This is a genomic window from Streptomyces thermocarboxydus, assembly GCF_024760485.1.
GTDB lineage: Bacteria > Actinomycetota > Actinomycetes > Streptomycetales > Streptomycetaceae > Streptomyces > Streptomyces cellulosae.
In genome coordinates, this window is record NZ_CP058273.1 from 4029318 (window position 1) to 4054865 (window position 25548).

The 25548-nt window shown below is 72.4% G+C and carries 22 protein-coding genes and 1 pseudogene; 10 read left to right on the forward strand and 13 right to left on the reverse strand.

The window, feature by feature from the left end; translation table 11 throughout:
• Window positions 1-211 precede the first annotated feature (211 nt).
• On the forward strand, window positions 212-1558 hold the full coding sequence (locus AY578_RS18620; protein ID WP_019526251.1) for a helix-turn-helix domain-containing protein: 1347 nt from the start codon (window positions 212-214) through the stop codon (window positions 1556-1558).
• Window positions 1559-1666: 108 nt separating this feature from the next.
• A pseudogene (locus AY578_RS18625) lies at window positions 1667-2883 on the forward strand (aminotransferase-like domain-containing protein).
• Window positions 2884-2904: 21 nt separating this feature from the next.
• Here the strand turns inward: AY578_RS18625 and AY578_RS18630 are convergent.
• Genes AY578_RS18630 through AY578_RS33870 form a run of 3 tightly spaced genes read right to left on the reverse strand, consistent with a single transcriptional unit; the run spans window position 2905 to window position 4501 of the window.
• Window positions 2905-3741 carry a helix-turn-helix domain-containing protein gene (locus AY578_RS18630; protein ID WP_019526253.1) on the reverse strand — a complete coding sequence of 279 codons (837 nt, stop codon included), beginning with the start codon at window positions 3739-3741 and terminating at the stop codon, window positions 2905-2907.
• Window positions 3738-4124 carry a peptidoglycan-binding domain-containing protein gene (locus AY578_RS33865; protein ID WP_337663096.1) on the reverse strand — a complete coding sequence of 129 codons (387 nt, stop codon included), beginning with the start codon at window positions 4122-4124 and terminating at the stop codon, window positions 3738-3740. Before AY578_RS33865 ends, AY578_RS18630 begins: the two co-directional genes overlap by 4 nt.
• 29 nt (window positions 4125-4153) lie before the next feature.
• A complete protein-coding gene (locus AY578_RS33870) occupies window positions 4154-4501 on the reverse strand; it encodes a helix-turn-helix domain-containing protein (RefSeq protein ID WP_337663097.1) in 348 nt (115 codons plus the stop codon).
• Between the two features lie 285 nt (window positions 4502-4786).
• Here AY578_RS33870 and AY578_RS18640 point away from each other — a divergent pair, with 285 nt between their 5' ends.
• Window positions 4787-5170, forward strand: coding sequence for a peptidase inhibitor family I36 protein (locus AY578_RS18640; protein WP_019526255.1), 384 nt, complete (start codon window positions 4787-4789; stop codon window positions 5168-5170).
• Between the two features lie 93 nt (window positions 5171-5263).
• Here AY578_RS18640 and argS read toward each other — a convergent pair whose 3' ends face one another.
• Window positions 5264-7021: an arginine--tRNA ligase gene (argS, locus tag AY578_RS18645; RefSeq protein ID WP_258903115.1), complete on the reverse strand. Its 1758-nt coding sequence runs from the start codon at window positions 7019-7021 to the stop codon at window positions 5264-5266.
• 243 nt (window positions 7022-7264) lie between these two features.
• On the opposite strand from argS, the gene lysS reads away from it, so the two are divergent.
• Complete coding sequence (gene lysS / locus AY578_RS18650; protein WP_258903117.1) at window positions 7265-9007, forward strand: lysine--tRNA ligase; 1743 nt, start codon at window positions 7265-7267, stop codon at window positions 9005-9007.
• Window positions 9008-9097: 90 nt separating this feature from the next.
• Here the strand turns inward: lysS and AY578_RS18655 are convergent, their stop codons facing one another.
• Window positions 9098-9487 (reverse strand): hypothetical protein, encoded by a 390-nt coding sequence (locus tag AY578_RS18655; protein WP_019526258.1) that lies wholly within the window; start codon window positions 9485-9487, stop codon window positions 9098-9100.
• A gap of 82 nt (window positions 9488-9569) precedes the next feature.
• Complete coding sequence (locus AY578_RS18660) at window positions 9570-13007, reverse strand: ALF repeat-containing protein (RefSeq protein ID WP_258903119.1); 3438 nt, start codon at window positions 13005-13007, stop codon at window positions 9570-9572.
• 401 nt (window positions 13008-13408) lie between these two features.
• Between AY578_RS18660 and AY578_RS18665 the strand changes: the two genes are divergently transcribed.
• Window positions 13409-13915 (forward strand): hypothetical protein, encoded by a 507-nt coding sequence (locus AY578_RS18665; RefSeq protein ID WP_019526260.1) that lies wholly within the window; start codon window positions 13409-13411, stop codon window positions 13913-13915.
• Window positions 13916-13997: 82 nt separating this feature from the next.
• Window positions 13998-16202, forward strand: a complete 2205-nt coding sequence (locus AY578_RS18670) for a S1 family peptidase (protein ID WP_258903120.1) — start codon at window positions 13998-14000, stop codon at window positions 16200-16202.
• A gap of 87 nt (window positions 16203-16289) precedes the next feature.
• Here the strand turns inward: AY578_RS18670 and AY578_RS18675 are convergent, their stop codons facing one another.
• From AY578_RS18675 to AY578_RS18685, 3 genes are all read right to left on the reverse strand, one after another.
• Window positions 16290-17549 carry a DUF2637 domain-containing protein gene (locus AY578_RS18675; RefSeq protein ID WP_258903121.1) on the reverse strand — a complete coding sequence of 420 codons (1260 nt, stop codon included), beginning with the start codon at window positions 17547-17549 and terminating at the stop codon, window positions 16290-16292.
• 88 nt (window positions 17550-17637) lie between these two features.
• Window positions 17638-18441, reverse strand: coding sequence for a DUF3558 family protein (locus AY578_RS18680; protein WP_234008061.1), 804 nt, complete (start codon window positions 18439-18441; stop codon window positions 17638-17640).
• Window positions 18442-18574: 133 nt separating this feature from the next.
• Entirely contained in the window at window positions 18575-19417 is an 843-nt protein-coding gene (locus AY578_RS18685; protein ID WP_028959978.1) for a hypothetical protein, read from the reverse strand.
• Window positions 19418-19633: 216 nt separating this feature from the next.
• Between AY578_RS18685 and AY578_RS18690 the strand changes: the two genes are divergently transcribed.
• Window positions 19634-20827, forward strand: a complete 1194-nt coding sequence (locus AY578_RS18690; protein WP_136238116.1) for an RtcB family protein — start codon at window positions 19634-19636, stop codon at window positions 20825-20827.
• A 33-nt stretch (window positions 20828-20860) separates the two neighbouring features.
• Here the strand turns inward: AY578_RS18690 and AY578_RS18695 are convergent, their stop codons facing one another.
• The 4 genes from AY578_RS18695 to AY578_RS18710 form a co-directional block, all read right to left on the reverse strand.
• Complete coding sequence (locus AY578_RS18695) at window positions 20861-21424, reverse strand: dihydrofolate reductase family protein (protein WP_019526471.1); 564 nt, start codon at window positions 21422-21424, stop codon at window positions 20861-20863.
• A gap of 46 nt (window positions 21425-21470) precedes the next feature.
• Window positions 21471-21659 carry a hypothetical protein gene (locus tag AY578_RS18700; protein ID WP_019526472.1) on the reverse strand — a complete coding sequence of 63 codons (189 nt, stop codon included), beginning with the start codon at window positions 21657-21659 and terminating at the stop codon, window positions 21471-21473.
• Window positions 21656-22435, reverse strand: coding sequence for an SDR family NAD(P)-dependent oxidoreductase (locus tag AY578_RS18705; protein ID WP_136238117.1), 780 nt, complete (start codon window positions 22433-22435; stop codon window positions 21656-21658). The genes AY578_RS18700 and AY578_RS18705 overlap by 4 nt, the downstream gene beginning before the upstream one ends.
• A 121-nt stretch (window positions 22436-22556) precedes the next feature.
• The gene (locus AY578_RS18710) at window positions 22557-22892 is read right to left on the reverse strand and encodes a YnfA family protein (RefSeq protein WP_026244069.1); all 336 of its coding nucleotides are present in this window, start codon (window positions 22890-22892) and stop codon (window positions 22557-22559) included.
• Window positions 22893-23131: 239 nt separating this feature from the next.
• Between AY578_RS18710 and AY578_RS18715 the strand changes: the two genes are divergently transcribed.
• The 3 genes from AY578_RS18715 (at window position 23132) to AY578_RS18725 (ending at window position 25502) form a co-directional block, all read left to right on the forward strand.
• Window positions 23132-23626 (forward strand): MarR family winged helix-turn-helix transcriptional regulator, encoded by a 495-nt coding sequence (locus AY578_RS18715; protein WP_019526475.1) that lies wholly within the window; start codon window positions 23132-23134, stop codon window positions 23624-23626.
• A 65-nt stretch (window positions 23627-23691) separates the two neighbouring features.
• Window positions 23692-24798 carry an LLM class flavin-dependent oxidoreductase gene (locus AY578_RS18720; RefSeq protein ID WP_019526476.1) on the forward strand — a complete coding sequence of 369 codons (1107 nt, stop codon included), beginning with the start codon at window positions 23692-23694 and terminating at the stop codon, window positions 24796-24798.
• Complete coding sequence (locus AY578_RS18725) at window positions 24795-25502, forward strand: CE1759 family FMN reductase (RefSeq protein ID WP_258903124.1); 708 nt, start codon at window positions 24795-24797, stop codon at window positions 25500-25502. Before AY578_RS18720 ends, AY578_RS18725 begins: the two co-directional genes overlap by 4 nt.
• The last annotated feature ends 46 nt before the right edge of the window (window positions 25503-25548 follow it).

Here is a 25548-nt window from a genome sequence, read left to right on the forward strand (position 1 = left end):
CGAATTCCTTGTCATCGGATGGGACTTGACGCAGCCGCTCGTCCGGTCGGCGGGAGCGGCGTGCTTGGATGACCAGAGCGTGCGGTGCGATCCGTCCCGGCCGCCACAGTCCACGGCCCTTCCGGGACGCTGGAACGCTCACACCGCGCTGACCTGGGGGAACGGCCGTCCCCTGGAACGGTGGAACGGGACACGGGGGAGTGGAGGAACGGTGTCGGAACAGACGGCGGCGGCGGATTTCGCCGCGCTGCTGCGCGAGTTGAAGGACCGGTCGGGGCTCAGTTACGGGGTGCTCGCCAAGCGGCTGCACATGAGTACGTCGACCCTGCACCGGTACTGCAACGGGGACGCGGTGCCGGCCGACTACGCCCCGGTGGAGCGGCTGGCCCGGCTGTGCAAGGCGCGCTCCGAGGAACTCGTCGAGCTGCACCGGCGGTGGGTGCTGGCGGACGCGGTGCGGGGGCGGAAGCCGGCGGCTGTCGCCGGGACGCCTTCGGTGGAAGAGGGTGCGGATACCGGGCCCGGGGCGGCCGCCGCTGACGCGCCCCCGGTGGAGGAGTCCTCCGCAGCCCCGGTTGGCCCAACGATTACCAGCCCTGTGCAGGAGGCCCCCGAGGCCGGGACCACGGACCCCGCCCCCTCCCGCCGCCGTACCCGTACCGCCGTCCTCGCGGGCATCGCGGTCGCCGCCGTCGCCGCCGGGGTCACCTTCGCCCTCGGGCTGCCGGGCGGAGGCGGCTCGGACGGTGACGCCGGTGCGGGACGGCAGCGTCCGGTCGGCGCGGCCGGGGTGACCGCCGAGGAGAGCACCACCGCCTCGGCCTCGCCGACGTCCTCCTCGAGCGCCTCCCCGTCCACCTCCGCCAAGGAGAAGAGCCCGACCAGGACGCCCGCCGGCTCCGCGCCCGCCGGCGCCCCGGACGGCGAGAAGCAGAAGGGCGGGGTGCCGGTCACGGTGCAGGCGGACCCGTACGCGTGGGAGAGCCCCTGCTCGCAGCGGTACCTCGCCGACCAGCCGGCGAGCGAGATGAAGCCTCCGCCGGTCGAGGAGGGCGCCGCGGCCTGGGTGGCGGCGCACGGCGCGGTGTCCTCGGGGCAGCAGTACCTGCGGGTCACCGTGCAGGGCGCCGGCCCCGAGACGGTCGTGATCGACGGCCTCACCGTGCGGGTCGCGGGCAAGCGGGCGCCGCTCGCCTGGAACGACTACGCCATGGCCTACCCCGGCGTGGGCTGCGGAGGCGGCGTCGAGACGCGGGCGTTCGCCGTCGACCTGGACTCGGCGCGGCCGTCCCTGGCCCCCGAACCGGGCAACGACGACTTCCCGTTCAAGGTCAGCGAGTCCGACCCGGAGGTGTACTACATCACGGCCTCCGTCAGTTCGTACGACGTCGACTGGTACCTGGAGCTGAAGTGGTCCAGCGGCGACCGCAGCGGCACGCTCACCGTCGACGACCAGGGCCGGCCCTTCCGCACCAGCGGCAACAAGGGGCGACCGGCGTACGAGTTCCCGATCGGCGGCGACGGCTGGGTGCCGGAGGGGACGACCAAGCTGGAGTAGGGCACTTCAGGGGCAGGCGTCCGGATCGCGGAAAGGCGTGTGTAGACCGCACGCGTTTTTCTAGGCTGCGGGCACGCCCCGCCACCCAGCCAGCCCCAGGAGCCGTGCATGACCGTCACCGAGCCGCCCGCCGCACCCGACGCCCTCGCTCCCCCCCCCGGCTCGCCGCGCGGGCCTCGGCGGTCGGCGGCTCGCCCGTGCGGGACATCCTGGCCGTCACCGCCCGCCCCGAGGTGATCAACTTCGCGGGCGGTCTCCCTGCGCCGGAGCTGTTCGACGCGGACGGGATCGCTGAGGCGTACCGCGCGGTGTTCGCCGAGACGCCCGCGCGGGCGCTGCAGTACTCCACGACCGAGGGCGAACCCGCGCTGCGGGCCGTACTCGCCGAACGCACCGGCGCGCGCGGGCTGGTGACCTCGCCCGACGACCTGCTCGTCACCACCGGCTCCCAGCAGGCGCTGTCCCTCCTCGCCACGGCGCTGCTCGAACCGGGCGACACGGTGCTGGTCGAAGACCCCTGCTACCTGGCGGCGCTTCAGTCCTTCGGGCTGGCCGGGGCGCGGGTCGTCGCGGTGCCCGGCGACGAACACGGCCTGGACCCGGCGGCGTTGGAGGAACTGGTGGTCCGCGAGCGGCCCAAGCTGCTCTACACCGTGCCGACGTTCCAGAACCCCACCGGCCGCACCCTCCCCGCCGCCCGCCGGGCCGCCGTCGCCGAGGTCGCCGCGCGGCGCGGACTGTGGATCGTCGAGGACGACCCGTACGGCGAACTGCGGTACGAGGGCGAGCGGGTGCCGTGGATCGCCGCCCACCCGGGCGCGGAGGACCGGACGGTGCTGCTGGGCAGCCTCTCCAAGATCATGGCGCCCGGGCTGCGGCTGGGCTGGCTGCGTGCGCCGGAGGGGATCCGCCGTGCCTGTGCCGTCGCCAAGCAGGCCGCCGACCTGCACACCCCGACCGTCAACCAGCTCGCCGCCGCCCGCTATCTCGCCGACCGCGACCTGGACGCCCATGTCCACCGCGTGGCCGGCGTCTACGGGGAGCGCCGGAACGCCATGTTGGCCGGCCTCCCCGACGCGCTCCCCGCCGGCTCGGTCTGGACGCGTCCCGAGGGCGGCATGTTCCTCTGGGTCCGCCTGCCGTCCTCGTACGACACGACCGCCCTGCTGCCCGAGGTGGTCCGGCACGACGTGGCGTACGTCCCCGGCGCCCCCTTCCACGCGGGCGAACCCGACCGCTCCACGCTCCGCCTGTGCTTCGTCACGCAGACGCCGGAGGAGATCGCGGAGGGGCTGCGGAGGCTGGGGGCGGCGCTGCGGGACTGACTTCTCGAGCCCGGTGAGCCGTCAGCGCACCGTGGCCTCGAAGCACTCCCGCTTCCTCTCGCCATGCGCCGGGTGGAAGCAGGCCCGGACGACCGTGCCGGGGGCCGTCTCCGCCATGGGCGTGTAGACGTACGCCCGCGCGTCCAGGGCGTCCGTCACCTCGGCGGACCGGGGCGGGCCGGGGGCGACCAGCTCGATGCGGTCGCCGATGTCCGTGCCCCACATCCGCGCCCAGCTCGTCCCGCACCTGGAGCTGTGCCGCAGCTCCAGGCGGGCGCCGGCCGCGGTGCGGTAGGTGGTGAGGGTGTCCGGGTGGGCCCCGCACAGCATGTTGAAGGGGTCTTTGCCCGCGCAGGACGCGCCCCGGCAGCGGGGCGGCGGGACGACGGTCGTCCCCGGGGAGGCGGTCGCCCGGACCGGCTCCTCCCGCGTCCCGTCGTCCGTCAGCAGCACGCTCGCGGTGACGGCCGACGCCAGCACCGCCAGCACGGCCGCGACCGCCACCGCGACGCGCAACGTCCGATTCCGGTTCGTCCCTTCGGGTGGCGGCGGAGCGGACGCCTCCCGCTCGGGTTCCGCACGGGACGGCGCGTCCGCCGGGGCGTGGGCGGCGCGCCCGCTGCCCGCCGCCTCCGCGATCTCCCACAGGGCGAGACAGCGCCCGTCCGGTTCGCCCGCCAGCCGGCACAGCGCCCGCACCGCGTCCCGGGGCGGCAGGGTGTCGCCCTTCAGATAGCGGCCCCAGGAGGACTTGCTGTACGGGGTGCGCTCCTCCAGACCTGTCAGGCTCAGCCCCGTGCGCTGCCGCATCTCCCGCAGGGCGGCGGCCAGTTCGGCTCGTTCCGGTGGGGGCGTCATCCGCGCAGGGCTCCCCAGGTGTGCGGGCCGACGATGCCGTCCACCACCAGACCGGCCTTCCGCTGGAGCCGCTGGACGGCCCGCTCGGTCCTCGGGCCGTAGATGCCGTCGATGTCCCCCGGAGGGAACCCGGCCCGCCGCAGCAGGCACTGCGCCTCCGCCACCTGCGCCCCCGCCTGCCCGGTCGCCAGGATCGCGTCCTGCGTCCGGCTCAGCCCCGCGAACCACTGCCCGCCGACCCGCTCGACCCGGCAGGTGTACGACATGACCGTGGGCGACGCCGCGGCGCCGGCCGGTGCGGCCGACGACACCGCCGGGGGCCGCGCCCGGCCCTCGTCGTCCCCGGCGAACCGCGCCACGAGCACCGCGGCCGACGTGACCACCAGGACGAACGCGACGACGCCGGTGACGATCAGGGCCCGTGCGGGCGGGCGGGCGCTTCCGGGGGCACCTCGGGCGGGGTGCCGTCGGCGGCGGCCGTGTCCGCGGGCTGCCCCGCGCAGGCCGCCGACGCGACCTCCCACAGGGCCAGCAGACGCGTCGGGTCCTCCCCGGCGACCGCCGCGACCGCCTCGACGGCCTCCTTCGGCGGCAGCGACCTGCCGCCCAGATACCGCTCCCAGGACGACGTGCTGTACCCCGTCTTCGCCGCCAGCTGCCGCATGCTCAGCCCGCTGTGGTCCTTCAGGCGGCGCAGGCTCACCACCAGATGCCGTGCCCTCGGATCGAGCTCCGCGGGCAGTGCTTTCCAACGCGACATCTCTTCCCCCGATCGCGTGTGCGGGTTCTCCCCGTTCGCATTCTGCAACAACGGCGGCCGCGCGCAGGGGACTTCGGGTGCGGCCCCGCACCGATCCGGCCATGGCGTCCCGCTGTCCCGCCGGACCGTCCCACGGGCGTGGGAAACCGCAGGTCACAGGCTGGGACGTCCCGCGGTGACGTCACTTCACCGGCAACCGTGGCGGCCGTCGGCGGGCGTCCGCCAGTCTCGGTGACGAGCCGGCCCACCGGGTCGGCGCCACCCGCGTTTCGAAGGGGGAACGACATGACCATCACCCGCAAGCTCGCCGTCCTGGCCACGGGGGTCGCGATGACCGGGGGCCTGCTGGCCGGCACCGCCGGGAGCGCCGGCGCCGCCCCGGCCGCGCCGTCGGCGGCGAGCGACTGTCCGTCGGGCTGGTTCTGCGTCTGGTCCGGTCAGAACTACACCGGCCGCATGCAGAAGGTCGCCGGCACGAACAAGGACCTGACCCAGTTCGCGGTCTTTCAGAACTTCAAGTCCTGGTACAACCACGGCAAGTCCTGCGACTTCAAGTGGTACTCGGCGAAGAACCACGGCGGCTCCAGCGGCGTCGTCCCGCGCGGCTACAAGACGACCGACAGCGCCTCCCACTACATCAAGTCCAACACCTGGGTGAACTGCCGCTGACCGACGGCGCCCACGGGGGCCCCTGACACGACCGCGGCCCGTCCTCTCCCCTCGAGGGAGCGGACGGGCCGTGTGCCGTAGGGCCGGAGGGCGTCAGAGGCGCTCGGGCGTCCTGATGCCCAGCAGGGACATGCCCTTGGTCAGCGTGCGGGCCGTGAGGTCGCACAGGAACAGCCGGTTCTCCACCTGCTCGGGCGACTCCGCCTTCAGCACCGGGCACTTGTCGTAGAACGTCGTGTACAGCGACGCCAGCTGGTACAGGTACGCCGTCAGCTTGTGCGGCGCGTACTCGGCCGCCGCCTCGAACACCGTGTCCCCGAACGCGTCCAGGTGCAGGCCCAGCGCCCGCTCGGCCTCGTGCAGCTCCAGCTCCGGGTGCGCGGCAGGGCGTACGTCCCCGGCCTTCCGCAGGATCGACCGGATACGGGCGTACGCGTACTGCAGGTACACCGAGGTGTCGCCGTTCAGCGAGACCATCTGGTCCAGGTCGAACTTGTAGTCGCGGGTCGGCGACGTCGACAGGTCCGCGTACTTCACGGCGCCGATGCCGACCTGCGCGGCCCGCTCCTGGATCTCCTCCTCGGTGAGGTCCTTCGCCTTCTCCCGGACGACCTCGGCGGCCCGCTGCACGGCCTCGTCCAGCAGGTCCTTCAGCCGGACGGTCTCGCCCTCACGGGTCTTGAACGGCTTGCCGTCCGCGCCCAGCACCGTGCCGAAGCCGATGTGGTGCGCGGTGACGTCGTCGTTCAGCCAGCCGGCCCGGCGGGCGGTCTCGAAGACCATCTTGAAGTGCAGCGACTGCCGCACGTCCACCACGTACAGCAGGGTGTCGGCGTGCAGGTCGAAGACCCGGTTGCGGATCGCGGTGAGGTCGGAGGCCGCGTAGCCGAAGCCGCCGTCGGCCTTCTGCACGATCAGCGGGACCGGCTTGTCGTCCTTGCCGCGGATGTCGTCGAAGAACACCACCAGCGCGCCCTCGGAGCGCTCGGCGACGCCCATCTCCTCCAGCAGCCGCGCCGTCTCGGGCATGCCCTCGTTGTACGCGGACTCGCCGACGATCTCGTCGTCGCGGATCTCCATGTCGAGCTTGTCGAAGACCGAGTTGAAGTAGACCTTCGACTCGTCCACGAACTGCTGCCACAGCTCGAGGGTCTCCTTGTCGCCGGACTGCAGGGCGACGACCCGCTTGCGCGCCCGCTCCTTGAACGCCTCGTCGGTGTCGAAGACGGCCCGGGAGGCCTTGTAGATCCGGTTGAGGTTCGACATGGCCTGATCGCCGTCGACCTCGGAGGGCGGGGCCAGCTCGCCCGGGTGCTCCATCAGGTACTGGATGAGCATGCCGAACTGGGTGCCCCAGTCGCCGATGTGGTGCCGGCCGATCGTCTTCTCGCCGGTGAAGTCGAGCATGCCGCGCAGGGCGTCACCGATCACCGCGGACCGCAGGTGGCCGACGTGCATCTCCTTGGCCACGTTCGGCTGGGCGTAGTCGATCACCGTGGTGCCCGGGTTCTCGGCGAGGGACACGCCGAGGCGGCCCGTCTCGTCCGCGTACCGCGCGGCCAGGTTCTCCAGGACCGCCCGGTCGGCGATCGTGATGTTGAGGAAGCCGGGGCCGGAGACCTCGACGTCCTTGATCACGTCACCGGTGGTGATGTGGGAGACGACCTCCGTGGCCAGGTCCCGCGGGTTGGCCTTGGCCTTCTTCGCCAGCGCGAGGATCCCGTTGGCCTGGAAGTCCGCCCGGTCGCTGCGTCGCAGCAGCGGGTCCGCGGACGTCTCCGGCCGGGTGGCGGAGAGGGCGGACGTGAGCTGCTTGCTGACGAGATCGGTGAGCGATGTGACCGAGGCCATGGAGTGGGTGCCGTTCTCCTCGTGGGTTCAGATAGACACGGCCAGTATCCCATGGGGGGTAAAGCGGTTTTTCCGTGCGCGGGGGCGTGGAGGCGCCGCCGAAGGCCCTCCCGGGCCGTGGCCGGGTCGCGTCCGGGCCGTCCCCGGGCCGGTGAAAAGGCGTTTTCGCGGTGGCCGGGGGAGCTGGGAGAATGGCACGGTCAGCCGTGCGACCGTACCGGCTGCCCGAGCAGAAAGAAGGACGTGCCGATCGTGGCTCAGAGCACCGAGACCACCGACTGGGTCTCCCGTTTCGCGGATGAGGTCATCGAGGAGTCGGAGCGTCGGGCCCCGGGCAAACCGGTAGTCGTCGCGTCCGGTCTGTCCCCCTCGGGCCCCATCCACCTGGGCAACCTGCGCGAGGTCATGACCCCGCACCTGGTCGCCGACGAGATCCGCCGCCGCGGGTACCAGGTGCGCCACCTGATCTCCTGGGACGACTACGACCGTTACCGCAAGGTGCCGGCCGGCGTCCCCGGCGTGGACGAGACCTGGGCCGAGCACATCGGCAAGCCCCTCACCTCGGTCCCGGCCCCCAAGGGCTCCCCGCACCCGAACTGGGCCGAGCACTTCAAGGCCGCGATGATCGAGTCGCTGGCCGAGCTGGGCGTGGAGTTCGACGGGATCAGCCAGACGGAGCAGTACACCTCCGGCGTCTACCGCGAGCAGATCCTGCACGCGATGAAGCACCGCGGGGACATCGACGCGATCCTCGCGCAGTACCGCACGAAGAAGGCCCCGGCGAAGAAGCAGCAGCAGAAGCCGGTGGACGAGGCGGAGCTGGAGGCCGCCGAGGGGTCCGGCGCCGCCGCCGAGGACGACGGCAGCTCCGGCTCGGCCGGGTACTTCCCTTACAAGCCGTACTGCGGCAACTGCGAGAAGGACCTCACCACGGTCACCTCGTACGACGACGACTCCACCGAGCTGACCTACTCCTGCACCGCCTGCGGCTTCTCGGAGACGGTCCGGCTCAACGAGTTCAACCGCGGCAAGCTGGTCTGGAAGGTCGACTGGCCGATGCGCTGGGCCTACGAGGGCGTGATCTTCGAGCCCAGCGGCGTGGACCACTCCTCGCCCGGCTCGTCGTTCCAGGTCGGCGGGCAGATCGTCGGGATCTTCGGCGGCAAGCAGCCGCTCGGCCCGATGTACGCCTTCGTCGGCATCAGCGGCATGGCGAAGATGTCGTCGTCCAAGGGCGGCGTGCCCACCCCGGCCGACGCCCTGAAGATCATGGAGCCGCAGCTGCTGCGCTGGCTGTACGCCCGCCGCAAGCCCAACCAGTCCTTCAAAGTCGCCTTCGACCAGGAGATCCAGCGTCTCTACGACGAGTGGGACCGCCTCGAGGCCAAGGTCGCCGACGGCACCGCGCTGCCCGCCGACGCCGCCGCGCACTCCCGCGCGGTGCGCACGGCGAGCGGCGAGCTGCCGCGCACGCCCCGGCCGCTGCCGTACCGCACGCTGGCCTCCGTCGCCGACATCACCGCGGGACACGAGGACCAGGCGCTGCGCATCCTCAGCGACCTCGACCCGGCGAACCCGCTGACCTCCCTCGACGAGGCCCGCCCGCGCTACGACAAGGCCGAGGCGTGGATCAACACCCACGTCCCCGCCGACCAGCGCACCATCGTCCGCGACGAGCCCGACACGGAGCTGCTGAAGTCGCTGGACGAGCAGGCGCGGGAGTCCCTGCGGCTCCTCCTCGACGGCCTCGCCGACAACTGGTCCCTGGACGGCCTGACCCACCTCGTCTACGGCGTCCCGAAGGTCCAGGCCGGCTTCTCCGCCGACGCCACGCCCAAGGAGCTCCCCCCGGAGATCAAGACCGCCCAGCGGTCCTTCTTCGCCCTCCTCTACCGGCTCCTGGTCAGCCGCGACACGGGCCCGCGCCTGCCGACGCTGCTGCTGGCGGTGGGGCAGGAGCGGGTGCGGCACCTGCTCGGCGCGTAACGCGCACACGCACGACGCAGGGGCGCCCGGTGACAGTCACCGGGCGCCCCTGCGTCGTCACGGTGTCCGCCTCGCGGCCCGCCGGGACGGTCAGGTGTGGGACATCCACACCCCGACCACGACGGCCATGGAGACGATCATGGAGAACATGATCCATGCCGTGGACGGCCCGTGCGGCTTCACCTTGACGTCCGGGTTCTGCTCCTGGCGCAGGATGTCGGCGGCGACCCACTTCCGCACCGGGACGATCATGACGACGAAGATCAGCAGCACGGACGCGTACAGATACAGCGTCACGGACAGGGAGTAGCCCTTCACCAGCGCGTACAGCACCAGGACCGGTCCCAGGACGACGGGGATGAAGGACACGCTCTTCTTCCCCTTCGGCGTCGGCATGGACCAACGCATCAGGGCCACGTGAAGCGGGGTGACCGCGAGGGCGACGAGGATCCAGGCGGCGGTGGGGAGGGAGAGGAACAAGGGAAAGGTCCTTCCGGAGCGGATCGCGGCATGACTGCGGTGAACGTACCGGCGTTCCGCCCCGGAAGCCGTCCGTCCGCCGTCACCAGGGCGTCAGGGCGTCCCATGCGTCACTCACCGTGTCGGTGACCGTGTCCTTGGCCTGGTCCCACTTGGTGGTGAAGACCCCGACCGCCGGGGAGATCAGCTCCTGCTCGAGCCGGGCGGCGATGACGGGGGCGGAGCGAAGACCGTTGGTCCCCCATGCGATGACGCCCGACACCCCGCCGAACTTGGTGAGCGGGATACCGCCGGTGAGGACGCTGATGGCGACGCCGGCGGCGGAGGACAGGAACGCGTTCGACGTCCACCCGTCGGTGAAACCGGTGATGACGGCGCCCGCCACGCCGGTGATGAGGGAGATCGTGCCCGCGGTGCCCGCGATCACCTCGCCCAGGGGCGGCGGGATCAGCAGGGAGGCGGCGGCGATGCCGCCCGAGATGGTGGACACGGCCGACAGGACGTTGGCGACCTCCTGCCAGTCCTCCTTGGTGCCGCCGAGGAAGGTGCCCGGCTTCTCCACCTTGTCGTGGTCGGCGGTGTCGGACGGGTCCACACCGTTCTGCTTGTTCCTGCGGGCCTCCTCCGCCGCCTTCCTGGCCGCGGCCTCCTGCTCCGCCTTCCGCTTGGCGACGGCGATCGCGCGCGCCTCGGAGGCCGCCTGCGCCGCCTCCCGCGCGTCCTTGCCGGCCGCGACGGCCGAGGCCCGGGCGGCGGACGCGGACGCCTGTGCCGCGATGGCCGACTGGACGGCCGAACTCGCCGACGCCGTGGCCTGGTTGGCGGAGTAGTTGGCCCGGCGGGACGCGGCGCGCGCGGCCAGCGCGGCCGCCTTCGCCGTCGCGGCGGATGCCGAGGCGTCCTTCGCGGACTGCTCCGCGGCGTCCGCGTAGTCGTCCGCCTGCTTCGCGTACCCGGCCGCCTTGTCCGCCGACTTCTTGGCGGCGTCGGCCCACTTGACCGCCTCGTCGGCCGCCTTCCGGGCTTCCGCCGCGGCCTTGGACGCGTGCGCGGCGTCCGTCTGCGCGTCCTGCGCGATCTTCGCGGCGTGGGCGAGGGACGCGCGGACGGCGGCGATGTGCGCGGAGGCGTCCGCGTCGAGCTGCACCATGCGGGGGTGGACGGTGGTGAGGAAGTCCCGGAGCATCCACTCCGGCCCCTCCAGGGCCACGTTCGCGGCCATCGTGGTGTAGGGCCCGGCGGTCGCCAGGACCGTGAAGACGGCGACACGGTCGTCCTCGTACTGCGCCGCCGGGTACTTGGTGGCGAAGAACTCGTGCAGCGCCTTGGCGGAGCCGTCGCTCAGCGCGGCGGTGGCGGCCTCCTTGACCGCCTTGCCGGGGTTCTTGCCGAGGACTCGGAAGACCGCGACCGAGTTGTCGGTCTTCGCGGCCTCGATCATCCCGCCGTTGAGGAACGCGGCGACGGCGCCGGGGTCGGTGGACTCCAGGGCCCGCTGCGCGGCATCGGCCACGTCGGGGGTGGAGATCCGCGCGATGTAGAGGACGGTCTCCCGGTCGTCCTGGTTCTGTGCGACGACCCGGTCGGCGTCGATCCAGGCCAGCACCGCCTGGTCGTCGCCCGCCAGGGCGAACTCCGCGGCCTCGCGCGTCCAGGTGCCGTGCGACGACAGCAGGTTGAGGCACGCCTCGCGGCCCGCGGCGACGGCGGCCTGCTCGTCCCCGTCGCGGAGTGCCCGCTCGGCCTCCGCGATGAGGTCCTTGGTGGCCGAGTCCAGTGCCTGCTGCTGGGTGAGCTGGTTGCGGGCGGCCTCGAGGTCCTGCTCCTCGATCGCCTTGAGCCGGCGCGCCTCGTCCCGTCCCTGGAGGGTGTGCTCCTCGATCTTGGCCTGTTCCGCCTCCCGGGCCGTCTGCTCGACCTCCATCGCCTCGAGGACGGCCGCCGTCGCCGCGTCGGCGGCTTCCTTGGCCTGGGCGGCGAACTGGGTGGAGCGGTTGGCGTGGTCGACTGCCTCCCCCGCGTGCTTGGCGGCCTCTTCCGCCGCGTCGGCCGCGTTCTCCGCGTGGTCCGCCGCGGAGTTGGCGGCGTTGCGCGCGGTCCTGGCCGCGCTCGCCGCGGTGGCCGCCAGGGACTGGGCGGTGGACGCCGCACGGGTGGCCCGCGCGGCCTGTGCGTCCGCCTCGGCGGCCGCGGCGCGGGCTGCGGCGGCCTCCGACTGCGCGACGCCGGCGGCGGAGGCCGCGGCGGCGGCGGAGTTCGCGGCGGACGCGGCGTTGCGGGCCGCGGAGGCCGCGGCGGAACCGGCCGAGGAGGCCTGCGCGGCGGCCGTCGACGCGTGGTCCGCGGCGGCCGCGGCGGTACGCGCCTTCGCGGCGGCGTTGCGGGCGTTGACGGCGGCGTCCTTCGCGGCCTTCGCCTGGGAGGCGTCCGCGGACGCCGCGATCGCGGACCGGTAGGCGTTCGAGGCGGCGCGGGCGGCGGTGGCGGCCGCGGCGGCAGCGGCGTTCGCGGCCCAGGCGGCCCGGCGCGCCGCGGTCTGCGCGGCGTTGGAGGCGGAGATGGCGGTGCGGGCCGCCTGCGCGGCTCCCTTCGCCGCACCGGCCGCCTTACGGGCGGCGCTGCCGGCCTTCTTCACGTCGTTCTGCGCGGCCTGGGCCTCGTTCGCGGCCTCCAGAGCGGCGGCCTTCGCCTTCTCGGCGGCGGTCTGCGCCTTCTCCGACTCGGCGACGGCCTGCTCCATCGTCAGATGGGCCCGGTTGCCCTCGCGCTCGACGATGGCGACGAGCTGGTCGATGGTCGCCTTCTCCTGGTCGCGGGCACGGGCGATGTGCTGCTCGGTCTCCAGGAACCAGCCGATGGCACCCGCGGTGCCTTCCTCCAGGGCGCGCTGCGCGGACGTCTTCACCTGGGGCGATGCGGTGGCCAGGACCTTGAAGACCTCGGCCCGCTCGTCCTCGAACCGTGCGGTGAACTGCGTCTCGGTGACGAACTTCATCAGCGCGTCGAGGGAGCCGTCGTCGAGCGCCGTGCTCGCGGCGGCCTTCACGCTGGTGCCGCCCTGGTTCATCAGCGTGAAGGTGAGGACGCGGAGGTCCTCCAGCTGGGAGGCCTCGTAGCCGCCGGACAGGAAGGCGCTGACCGCCTCGTCACCCGCGGTCAGGGCGGCGGAGATGTCGCGTGCGACGCCCTTGCCGGAGCCGGAGAGCGCCTTGAAGAGGGCGACGCGGTTGTCCTCCGCGACCGCAGCGGGGAGTCCCGTGGCGACGAACTGCTCCACGTCGGCCTGCGTACCGGTGAGCGCGGCCGCCGCCGCACTGCGCACCGCCTTGCCGCCCGCCTTCCAGGCGGACACGGCCTTCCCTCGGGGGGTGTCCGGCAGGGAGGGAAGGTGGGGCATGTCGCCTGTGGCCGCGGTGGCGGCGTAGACCTGAGCGGTCGTGGCGAGGGGGATCGACGTGGCTGCCGTGGTGGCGGCAGCGACGGTCAGGAACCGGCGTCTGCTCCAGAAAGTGGTGTTCAAGAGTCCATCCGTCTGGTCGGCAACAGGCGGCTCCACACCGCGAGGTGAACGGCCGTCGGTCGCGTTCGCGAGTCGTCAAAAACTGCACATGTGCCCCAACTCATCTGTTGGTGCGACGAGTTGTGGGCAGCGTGCGGCAAGTGGCTGGAGGAGCTGTAGGACTGGGCGGACGTGAGAGTACGCAAGCTGTGAGGTTTGGGCCACCGGTTGAGGTTGCAATGATTCAGTGAGAAGACGCACACGCTGTGTTCAAGCCATATGAGCGTGAATGAGCCGCTTTGTACGTGCGGATGAACCGAACTTGTGTTTGAATTCGGCGGCTCTTCCGTCCGGACCCGACACGGTGAGAACCACCCGCCGGTCCGCACGGAGTCAACTCACAATGCGCAGGGGGGACTTGCGTGAACCTTGCACGAAGGATCGCCGTCACCGGAGCGGTCGCCGCCGCCGGGGCCGCGACCGTGATCGCCACCGGAGTGGCCGGATCGCACGACGCGTCGGCCACCGCGTCGGTGGCCGACGAACAACCGGGCTACGCGGTGGAGGACTACAACTACCCGCAGGCCGACAAGATCGAGGCCGAGCAGGGCATCGTCCTGAAACGGGGTGACGGTCACATCACCCTCGCCACCTGCGGCAGCCGGACCGGGTTGCTCGAGGTGTACACGCGCGTCAACCAGATGGTCTGTTTCAGCGTCACCGGGACCTCCGGCTACCTCAGCCTCGAGATCCAGTCCGTCTACGGCGTGAAGGGCGCCGCGGGTGTCGACGCCGACCTGACCCTCCGGGCCCCCGACGAGACGGTCCAGGAAGTGACCGTGCCGGAGAACTCGTTCGAGCCCGTCGGCGAGTCCACCGACCCGAGCGGCCGGAGTCACATCCTCGTCGAAATCCGTACCAGCGCCTGACCCCGCCCGGCGCCACGGAACACGCACCGACACCCGTCCCGTCCGGCCCACCCTGCCGGAATCACCCCAAGGAATGGACTTCATGCGACGTACCAGACCCGTGCGCCCCGCCGTACTGGGAGCCGCGCTGACCACGGGAGCCCTGGTCCTCACCGCCGCGCCCGCCCTCGCCGTCACGGGGCCCGCCGCCCCCTCCGGCGACACCACCCACGCCTACGCCGCGCAGCTGATCGTGGGCGACCACGACCGCGGCTGCTCCGGGGTCCTCGTCGACCCCGAGTGGCTGCTCACCGCCGCGAGCTGCTTCGCCGACGACCCGGCGCAGAGCCTCGCCGTGCCCGCGGGCAAGCCCGCGAAGAAGACCACCGCGACCGTCGGCCGCGCCGACCTCACCGGCACCGGCGGCGCCGTCCGTCAGGTCGTCGAGCTGGTGCCCCGCACCGACCGCGACGTGGTCCTCGCCCGGCTGAACCGCCCGGTCCCGAACGTCACCCCCGTCGCCCTCGCCGCCTCCGCCCCCGTCGCGGGCGAGCAGCTGAAGCTCGCCGGCTACGGCCGTACGACGACCGAATGGGCCCCGCTCGACCTCCACACCGGCACCTTCACCGTGGACTCCGCCGACGGCACCACCGCCGCCGTCACCGGCCAGGACGGCGTCGCCGCGTGCATGGGCGACACGGGCGGCCCCATGGTCCGCACCTCCGGCTCCACGCACCAGCTGGTCGCGCTCGCGAGCCGGTCGTACCAGGGCGGCTGCCTGGGCACCGACGAGGACCAGACCGGCACCGGCGGCATCGCCGCCCGCGTCGACGACCTCGCCTCCTGGGCCGACTCCGTGATCGGCGCCCCCCGCATCACCGACTTCAACTGCGACGGCGTCGAGGACATCGCGATCGCCGACCCCAGGGCCACCGTCGGCGGCGATGCCAACGCCGGCCTGGTACGCATCGTCTACGGCGGCGGCAAGGGCACCGCCGAGATCACCCAGGACCTCGACTGGGTCCCCGGAGGCTCCGAGGCCAACGACTACTTCGCCGAGGCCATCGACACCACCGACTTCAACGAGGACGGCTGCACCGACCTGGTGGTCGGCACCCCCGGCGAGGACCTGTCGGGCGCCACCGACGCGGGCATGGTCGACATCCTCTACGGCGCCCCCGGCGGCATGGGCACCGGCACGCAGAAGGCCACCCACTACGAGCAGGGCACCGGCGGCGGCTCCCTCGGCGCCTCCGCGTCCGAGAAGGGTGACCGCTTCGGCCACGCCGTCGCCGCCGGCGTCACCGCCGAGGGCGTGCCGTTCGCCGTGGCCGGAGCGCCGGGCGAGTCCCTGGGCAGCGTCGCCGAGGCCGGCCAGGCGTTCTACCTGTACGGCACCACCAACGTCTCCATCCACCAGGACAAGCCCAACGTCCCCGGCGCCGTGGAGGCCGGAGACCGCTTCGGCACCACCGTCGCGGCCGACGCCTACCACCTCGTCATCGGCGCGCCGAACGAGGCCATCGGGGCGGACGCCGACGCCGGCAACCTCGCCGTCTTCTCGCACACGCTGAACGCCGGCAACCCCACCCCGCTGTTCGGGCTCGACCAGGACCTGGACACCGTCTCCGGCGCCGCGGAAGCGGGCGACCAGTTCGCCGCGGCCCTGGCCCTCGTGCCCTACCGCCCGTCGGCCGGAGTCACCGGCGAGTCGATCCTCGTCGTCGGCTCCCCCGGCGAGGACCTGAGCATCGACGGCGTCAACAAGAAGGACGCCGGCATGGCCCAGAGCTTCCGCATCACCGCCGCCGGCACCTACAGCCAGCAGCACACCTACTACTCGGGCACCGCGACCGACGACGTCAGCGGCACCTCCGAGGCCGGCGACCGGTTCGGCGCGGCCCTCGCCGCCGTCAACACCGCGCCCCGCGCGGTCAGCACCACGGCGAACCTGCGGCTGGCCGTGGGCCTCCCGGACGAGGCCATCGGCAGCACCGCCAAGGCCGGCGCCATCACCACGTTCTCCCTGGTGGGCTCCCCGGGCGCCAACGAGCGCTGGTTCGAGGCCGGCAACTCCGGCGGCATCCCCGGCACGGCGGGCGCCAACCAGCGCCTGGGCCAGAGCATCCACTTCACCGGCACCCAGCTGTACGTCGGCATGCCCAACGGGCCCCTCACCTACGGGGCCCTGTACGCCCTGCCGATGTCCAACGTGGTGAGCGGAACCAGCACCCCGGCCACCACCTACCAGCCGGGCAAGGGCGGACTGCCCTCGGCGGGCGTCGCCTTCGGGCACGCGGCACGGTAAGGGGACGCACGGAACGCACCGCATGAGCGCGAGGGGCCCCCGGATCACCCGGGGGCCCCTCGTCATGTCTGTGCACACACACGCCGGTCAGGCGATGTGGTCCTCCTCCAGTTCCGCGGCGTGGCGGGCCTGGAAGCGTTCGGTGAGGTCCTTCAGGGCGCTCGGGCTCAGCGTCACGCCGAAGGTCGCCTCGATGTTGTCGCCCAGGACGCGGGGGGTCGGGTAGCTGCCGTCTATCGACTGCCGGAAGACCTGGTAGAAGTCGTCCTCGCCCGGCTCCGCGACGGGAGCCGCGCCGCCCTCGCCCAGCTCGCGGGTGCGACCGCCCGGGATGACCGGGATCGGGAACGCGCCGGTCTCCTCCGGAGCGGGCTCCTGGACGGGCGGCTCCTCCTGGTACTGGTCCTCGTACTGCTCCGCCTGACGCTGCTCGGCCATCCAGCGGGCGTACTCGTCCGGGTCGAACGTCGGGTCGTAGCCCCCGTGGTACTCCACGGACTGCGGGTCGCGGGCGTGCAGCCAGGGGTTCGACGGCTCCTCGTCCCCGCGGTCCGGCTCCAGCTCCAGACGCTGCTCGCCGGACGGGACCCGTGCCGCCCCAGCCGCACGACTGCCCGCAGCCACGGAGAGTTCCGGCGCCGGAGGTATCAGCGCCGGCTCTATGCCCGCCGCCGCCAGGCCCGCCGGGGCCGTGTCCGCGAGGGGGACGCCGTACTTCGCGAGGCGGAGCGGCATCAACGACTCCACCGGGGCCTTGCGGCGCCAGGCGCGGCCGAAGCGGGAGCGCAGCCGGGCCTGGTAGACCAGCCGCTCCTGCTCCAGCTTGATCACCTGCTCGTAGGAGCGCAGCTCCCACAGCTTCATCCGCCGCCACAGCAGGAACGTCGGCACCGGCGACAGCAGCCAGCGGGTCAGCCGCACGCCCTCCATGTGCTTGTCGGCGGTGATGTCCGCGATCCGGCCGATCGCGTGCCGCGCGGCCTCCACGGAGACCACGAACAGGATCGGGATCACCCCGTGCATGCCCACACCGAGCGGATCCGGCCAGGCCGCCGCGCCGTTGAAGGCGATCGTGGCCGCCGTCAGCAGCCACGCCGTCTGCCGCAGCAGCGGGAACGGGATACGGATCCACGTCAGCAGCAGATCCAGCGCCAGCAGCACGCAGATGCCCGCGTCGATGCCGATCGGAAAGACGTAACTGAAGTTGCCGAAGCCCTTCTTCAGGGCCAGCTCACGGACCGCCGCGTACGAACCGGCGAAGCCGATCCCGGCGATGACGACGGCACCGGAGACGACCACGCCGATGAGAACCCGGTGCGTCCGTGTCAGCTGAATGGGCGCGGCCACCCGTACTCCCCTCCCAGTGCGTGTTGTTGCGCGCAACAGAGTGGCACATGTGTGCGGAGGACGGGTGGCCGGTTCTGGTTCAGCCGGTTCAGTCCTTGCCGGAGGCCGACGCGGAAGGCGCCTTCGACGCCGGCGCGGACGGCGAACCGCTCGCCGCACCCGGTCCGTTGGCCTTCGTCACCGACAGCACCGCCTCCCGGGCGGCCTTCTTCGCGTCCGCCAGCAGCGCGTCGGCGTCCGGCGCCTTGTCGCCCGCCAGACCCGCGCCGTTGTAGTCGAGGGTGACGACCACGTTCTCCACCCGCGCCACCACCGTCTGCTGCTTGAAGGTGCCCTCGTCCTTCTTCAGGTCGTACCGCACCGCGGTCGCCTCGTCACCCGTGCCGGCCACCGGCCGGGCGGTCAGGCTCCGCGCGCCCGGCGTCGCCCGGACGTCACGCACCTGCTTGTCGTAGTACTCCTTGGCCAGCTTGTCGCCCGGGCCGCGCGTGGTGTCCGACTCGAAACGCAGCAGCGACACGTTCAGCCAGCGGAACTGCGAGCCCTTCACGCCGTTGTTGTCCAGGCTGCTCCAGGAGCAGCTGGCCCGCGCGGCCACATCGTCCGAGCTGCCCTCCTTGCCGGACTTCGCCTTCGGCGCCAGGTCCTTGAGGGTCTTCTCGCTCAGCACGCCGCACGCCTCGGGCAGCGTCCGGTACGCCGCCGCCTGCACGGTCGGGGACGGGCTCGCCGACGCGGAGGCGCTCGCCGCCTTGTCACCGCCGTCACCGGATCCGGAGTCCGAGGAGCAGCCGGTCGCGACCAGCATCACGGGGACGGCTGCCGCGCAGACAAGGACGCGGGTCAGGCGCTTGGCTCGCTCGGGCTGCTCTCGCTGTGCTCGTCGCTGCATGGTTCCTTCACTCATGACGCTCGTGTTCCCTGCGGTCGGAACGGTGTCCGAGGGGTCACGGTACGCGCCTCGTCACCCGGACGGCCGTACTTCGAGGGCTTCGCGGAGAGCGTGGAGGGGCGGTGAACGAGGGTCAGCCGCCCAGCGAGTCGGACAGCTCGGCGGCCAGTTTCCGGGCCCTGTCCTGCATTTCCTTGCTGTCCGGGACCGCTCCGACGGTCACCGGCTGCTCCGCGTACTGGATGGTCACGATGACGTTGGACGTGCGGAACGCCACAGTCACGGTGCGCTCCTGGACGGTCGAACCGGAGCGGTCGAGCGCGTCGTCGAGGAACGCCTCGTCGCCCAGGTCCTCCAGGACCCGCGGCTGGAGGTCCGACGGGGCCACGGAGGGCGACGCGGTGGACGAGGGCGAGGAGGGCGACGAGGGCGAGCCGGACGCCGTCGCGGAACCGCTCGGGTCCGCCGGGCCGGTGGTCGCGCCGGAACCGGTCGGGGAGGGGGAGCCGGAGCCGGTCACCGTCGGCACGGGCAGCTGCGCCGCCGTCCGCCTCCGGGCGAACAGCTCCTCCGCCTGGGCGTCGTCGCTGACCGTGTTGTCGTAGGAGACGACCCGTTCGAAGTCCACCAGCAGCCGGTCGGTCGCCGCGAGGGACTCCACCTTCCAGCGGCAGCCCACCTTGCGGTCGGTGTCGTAGGTGAGCGTCGCCTCGCCCGCGTACGCCTTCTCCCGCTGCAGCTCGTCCGTCAACTCCGTCAGACCGGGCAGGAGTTCCTCCAGCGTCCGGTCGCCGACGGCGCCGCAGGGCTCGGGAAGCGTGGCGTACCGGCCGGGCTGGGCCGCCTGGGTCGCCGTGCCGGCGCTGCCCGGGTTGGAGTCGTCCGCCTGCCCGCCGCCGTCCGGGCTGCCCGTGCAGCCGGCCAGTACGGCCGCGAGGAGCGCGGCGACGCCGGGTCCGTACGCCTTCCGCTGCACGGTCCAGGTCCTCTCGACGGTGGGTGCGGGCCGCGGCCCGCCGGATCCTTCCAGTGTCCCCGCTGGTTAATCGCTTGCCGCAGGGGGGAGCCGTTCGCAGACAATGTGTATCGCACGCACTGCCGCGGACGCCGGTCCGTCATCCCTTTTCATCGACCTTGGCGCCGGTTTTGCGTTTCGCTACTTCTGTTGTGTTTCCGGGGGAATGAGGACGTCATGTCGTACGTGGAGATACCGGGCGCGAAGGTGCCGATCCGGATGTGGACGGACCCGACGACGGTCGAGGAGGGCGCGCTCCAGCAGCTCCGGAACGTCGCCACCCTGCCGTGGATCAAGGGCCTGGCCGTGATGCCGGACGTCCACTACGGCAAGGGCGCGACGGTCGGCTCGGTCATCGCGATGCGGGGCGCGGTGTGCCCGGCGGCGGTGGGCGTGGACATCGGCTGCGGCATGTCGGCGGTGAAGACGTCCCTGACGGCGAACGACCTGCCGGGTGATCTGTCCCGGCTGCGCTCGAAGATCGAGCAGGCGATCCCGGTGGGCCGGGGCATGCACGACGACCCGGTGGACCCCGGCCGCCTGCACGGCTTCGCGACGGGCGGCTGGGACGGTTTCTGGACCCGGTTCGGCGGGGTCACGGACGCGGTGAAGTTCCGCGAGGAGCGGGCGGCGAAGCAGATGGGGACGCTCGGCGGGGGGAATCACTTCGTCGAGGTTTGTGTGGATATGTCCGATTCGGTCTGGCTCATGCTCCACTCCGGTTCCCGCAACATCGGCAAGGAGCTCGCCGAGCACCACATCGGCGTCGCACAGAAGCTCCCGCACAACCAGAACCTGGTCGACCGGGACCTCGCGGTTTTCGTCGCGGACACCCCGCAGATGGCGGCGTACCGCAACGACCTGTTCTGGGCACAGGAGTACGCCAAGTACAACCGGTCGATCATGATGGCGCTCCTGAAGGACGTGGTCCGCAAGGAGTTCAAGAAGGCGAAACCCACCTTCGAGCAGGAGATCAGCGCGCACCACAACTACGTGGCGGAGGAGCGCTACGACGGTATGGACCTGCTCGTCACCCGCAAGGGCGCGATCCGCGCGGGCTCCGGCGAGTACGGGATCATCCCGGGCTCGATGGGCACCGGCTCGTACATCGTGAAGGGTCTTGGGAACGCGGCGTCCTTCAACTCCGCGTCGCACGGCGCGGGCCGGCGCATGAGCCGCAACGCGGCGAAGCGGCGGTTCACGGCGAAGGACCTGGAGGAGCAGACCCAGGGCGTGGAGTGCCGTAAGGACTCCGGTGTGGTGGACGAGATCCCGAGCGCCTACAAGCCGATCGAGCAGGTCATCGACCAGCAGCGGGACCTCGTGGAGGTCGTCGCGAAGCTGAAGCAGGTCGTCTGCGTCAAGGGCTGAGAGCCGCCACCGCGTGCGGGGTGACCCCCGACGTCACCTCCGCACGCGGTGGCGCAGGTACACCGTGTTCGGGGTGAGCGTGCGGGTCTCCACCAGGTCCAGGTGGACGCGGCGTTCGTCGTGGGGGAAGTAGCGGGTGCCTCCGCCGAGGAGGACCGGGTGGACCACCGTGCGGTACTCGTCGATCAGGTCCGCCGCGGCCGCCTCGGCGGCCAGGGCCGCCCCGCCGATCGCGATCTCGCCCTCGCCGGGTTCCTCGCGCAGCCGTGCGATCTCCTCGGCGACGCTGCCGGTGGCCAGGCGGGCGTTGCCCTTCACTTCCGTCAGGGTGCGGGAGAAGACCACCTTGGGGAGCGGGTTCCAGACCTCGATCCACTCGCGGTCCGCGTCGCTGAGCGACGGGTCGTCGGCGGCGGTCTCCCAGTAGAGCATCGTCTCGTAGAGTCGCCGGCCGAGGAGGTGGACGCCGAGTTCGCGGGTCTCCTCGATCCAGAAGCGGAAGACGTCCTCCTCGGGCGCCGACCAGTCGAGGCCGCCGTCCGGGGCGGTGATGTAGCCGTCGAGCGAGATGCCCATCGCGTAGGTCACGTCGCGCACGGTCCGTCCTCCTCGGTGTCGGGGGCCGTACCCGTACAGGATGGCCCTACGGGGCGTGCTTCACCGCGTAAATCATCACGAACGCCACGATGTGGATGCCGAAGAGGAAGTAGCCGAGGTAGAGCCAGACGTAGCGCTCGCGCTTCTTCTCCAGCTCGAGGCGGCGCCGCTCGCCGTCCGTGGTGCCGCCGCCGTCCGGTTCCGCGCCCCCGGTCGTCCCGCCGTCCGTGGTCATCGTGTCTCCCGGTGCACCTTGGTGTTCGACGCCTGGGCGCGGGGGCGGACGACCAGGAGGTCGATGTTGACGTGCGGCGGCCGGGTCACGGCCCAGGCGATGGTGTCGGCCACGTCGTCCGCGGTGAGGGGCTCGGCGACGCCCTCGTAGACCTTGGCGGCCCTGTCCGCGTCGCCGCCGAACCGGGTGAGGGCGAACTCCTCCGTCTTCACCATCCCGGGCGCGATCTCGATCACCCGCACCGGGCGGCCGACGATCTCCAGGCGCAGGGTCTCGGCGAGGACGTGCGCGCCGTGCTTGGCGGCGACGTAGCCCGCGCCGCCCTCGTAGGTGGCGTGTCCGGCGGTGGAGGAGACCACGACGACCGTGCCGTCGCCGCTCGCGTCGAGCTTGGGCAGCAGGGCCTGGGTGAGGTTGAGGGTGCCGATGACGTTGGTCTCGTACATCGTGCGCCAGTCCTGCGGGTCGCCGGTGGCGACCGGGTCCGCGCCGAGGGCGCCGCCCGCGTTGTTGACCAGCACGCCGACGGTGCGGAACGCGGTGGCGAACTCGTCGACGGCGGCGCGGTCGGTGACGTCGAGGGGGTACGCCGTCGCGGAGTGGCCGGCCGCGGTCAGCTCCTCGGCGAGCGCCTCGATGCGGTCCTTGCGGCGGGCGGTGAGGACGACGCGGTAGCCGGCCTCGGCGAGCCTGCGTGCCGTGGCGGCGCCGATACCGCTGCTCGCTCCCGTGACGACGGCGATACGGGACGCGGCGGGCGGTACGGCGGTGGCCATGAGCTGCTCCTCGGGCGGGCGGTGGCGCGGGGGTGGACGGTCGGCGCGTGCGGTACGGGCGCGCCCGGCCAGCATAGGCGGGGCGGAAAAGGGCGTGGGCGGGCGCTCGTCGGTTGCCCGGTCAGCCGTTGCGCGGGGCCCACATGATGAGCGCCATGCCGGCCAGGCACACCAGCGCGCCGGCGATGTCCCAGCGGTCCGGGCGGTAGCCGTCGGCGACGACGCCCCACAGGATCGACCCGGCGACGAAGATGCCGCCGTACGCGGCGAGCACCCGGCCGAAGTGGGCGTCGGGCTGGAAGGTGGCGACGAAGCCGTACGCGCCGAGGGCGAGGACGCCGCCGGCCGCCCACATCCAGCCGCGGTGTTCGCGGACGCCCTGCCAGACCAGCCAGGCGCCGCCGATCTCGAGGATCGCGGCGAGGACGAACAGGGCGGCGGAGCGGAGGATGAGCATGGCGGCAGCTTCGCACGGGCCGTCCGCGTGACCGCCGGAGGTCGCCCGCTCACCGCCGGAGACCGCCCGCTCACCGCCGGAGGCCGCCCGCGTCACCTGTTGGAGGGCGCCTGCGCCGCCGCGGTCCGCGGGATACATGCCCCGTGACGGACGCAGCGGACGGACGGGCCGGGGACAGGACGACGACGGCGACGACGGCGAGGACGGAGGGGCCGCCGGGGGAGCGGCGGGCGCGGCTGATGGCGGAGCTGGCGGTGGTGGCCCGCCGCTACATGGCGTCGTACGCGCTGTTCAACCAGGCGCTCGCCGACCGCCTCGGCCTGCATCCGACCGATCTGCAGTGTCTGAACCTGCTCACCCTGGAGCCCGGTCCGGTGACGACCGGGCGGATCGCGGAGCTGACGGGGCTGACGACCGGGTCGGCGACGCGGCTGGTGGACCGGCTGGAGCGGGCCGGGTACGTGGTCCGCGAGCGGGACGCGGGGGACCGGCGGGTGGTGCTGGTGGCGCCGGTGCCGGAGCGGGTCGCCGAGGTGGCGCGGGTCTGGGAGCGGGTCGGGAACGGCTGGTTCGCGCTCTTCGACGACCTGGACGACCGTGAGCTGGAGCTGTTCATCGAGCACATGCGGCGCACCACGGAGTACGGCGCCGAGCAGGCGGCGCGGCTGCGGGCGGGGGAGCCGGTGCCGGTGGGGACGGGGGATCGGGAGGCCGTGTCCGGGCAGGCGGAATAGGACGGGGCGGGGTGTCGTTCCAGGGGTATAGTTGAACCGTCAACAAACCTGGAAGGTGAGCGGCCATGCAGTTCGGGATCTTCAGCGTCGGGGACGTCACCCCCGACCCGACGACGGGGCGCACGCCGACCGAGCGTGAGCGGATCAAGGCCATGGTCGCCATCGCGCTGAAGGCCGAGGAAGTGGGCCTGGACGTGTTCGCGACCGGCGAGCACCACAACCCGCCGTTCGTGCCGTCCTCGCCGACGACCATGCTCGGCTACATCGCGGCCCGCACCGAGCGACTGCTGCTGTCCACCTCCACCACGCTGATCACCACCAACGACCCGGTGAAGATCGCCGAGGACTACGCGATGCTCCAGCATCTGGCGGACGGCCGGGTGGACCTGATGATGGGCCGCGGCAACACCGGCCCGGTCTACCCCTGGTTCGGCCAGGACATCCGGCAGGGCATCAACCTGGCGATCGAGAACTACGCGCTGCTGCACCGGCTGTGGCGCGAGGACGTCGTCGACTGGGAGGGACGCTTCCGCAGCCCGCTGCAGGGCTTCACCTCCACGCCGCGCCCGCTGGACGGCGTGCCGCCGTTCGTCTGGCACGGCTCGATCCGCTCGCCGGAGATCGCCGAGCAGGCCGCGTACTACGGCGACGGCTTCTTCCACAACAACATCTTCTGGCCGGCCGACCACACCAAGCGGATGGTCGAGCTGTACCGGAGCCGGTACGCCCACTACGGGCACGGCACCCCCGAGCAGGCGATCGTCGGGCTCGGCGGGCAGGTGTTCATGCGGAAGAACTCGCAGGACGCGGTGCGGGAGTTCCGGCCGTACTTCGACGTGGCGCCGGTGTACGGGCACGGGCCCTCGCTGGAGGAGTTCACCGCGCAGACCCCGCTGACCGTGGGCTCCCCGCAGCAGGTGATCGAGAAGACGCTGTCCTTCCGCGACTACGCGGGCGACTACCAGCGTCAGCTGTTCCTGATGGACCACGCGGGGCTGCCGCTGAAGACCGTGCTGGAGCAGCTCGACCTGCTCGGCGAGGAGGTCGTGCCGGTGCTGCGCAAGGAGTTCGCGAAGAACCGTCCGGCCGACGTGCCGGAGGCGCCCACCCACGCCTCGCTGCTGGGCGCCGCCCGGAAGAACGCCGCCGCACAGGAAGGGGCGCGCACATGAGGATCGTCGTCGTGTCGGCCGGGCTGAGCGTCCCGTCGTCCACGCGTCTGCTGGGCGACCGGCTCGCCTCGGCCGCGGTCGCCGCCGCCGGTGAGGACCGGAGCGAGGTCCAGGTGATCGAGCTGCGGGACCTCGCCGTGGAGATCGCGCACACCTTCACCAACGGCTTCCCCGGGCCCGCGCTGTCGGAGGCGTTCGACGCGGTGGGCGGGGCGGACGCGCTGATCGTGGTCACCCCGGTGTTCTCGGCGTCGTACAGCGGGCTGTTCAAGTCCTTCTTCGACGCGCTGAGCTCCACCGACGCGGAGGCCCTGACCGGCACGCCGGTGCTGATCGCGGCGACGGGCGGCAGTGCCCGTCACTCCCTGGTCCTGGACCACGCCCTGCGTCCCCTCTTCTCCTACCTGCGCGCGGTCGTCGTCCCGACGGGCGTCTACGCGGCGTCGGAGGACTGGGGCGCGGAGGGGCTGGACGCCCGGATCGGGCGGGCGGCGGGGGAGCTGGCCGCCTTGTCGGCGGGCACGTCGGCGCGGTCCCTGCCCCGGCAGGGGGCTCCGGCGGACGCGGTCCGGACGGTGAACGGCAGCGGTGCGGGCGCCTTTGGCCGTCAGGCGCCCGGAAGCGCCCCGCTCCCCAAGAAGGACTCGTTCGAGAACGTGACGCCCTTCGAGAAACGGCTCGCCGCCCTGCGCCCTGGCGGGTGAGACGGCGGTAAGAAGCGGAGGTCCGGGCGGCCGGCATGGCCGCCCG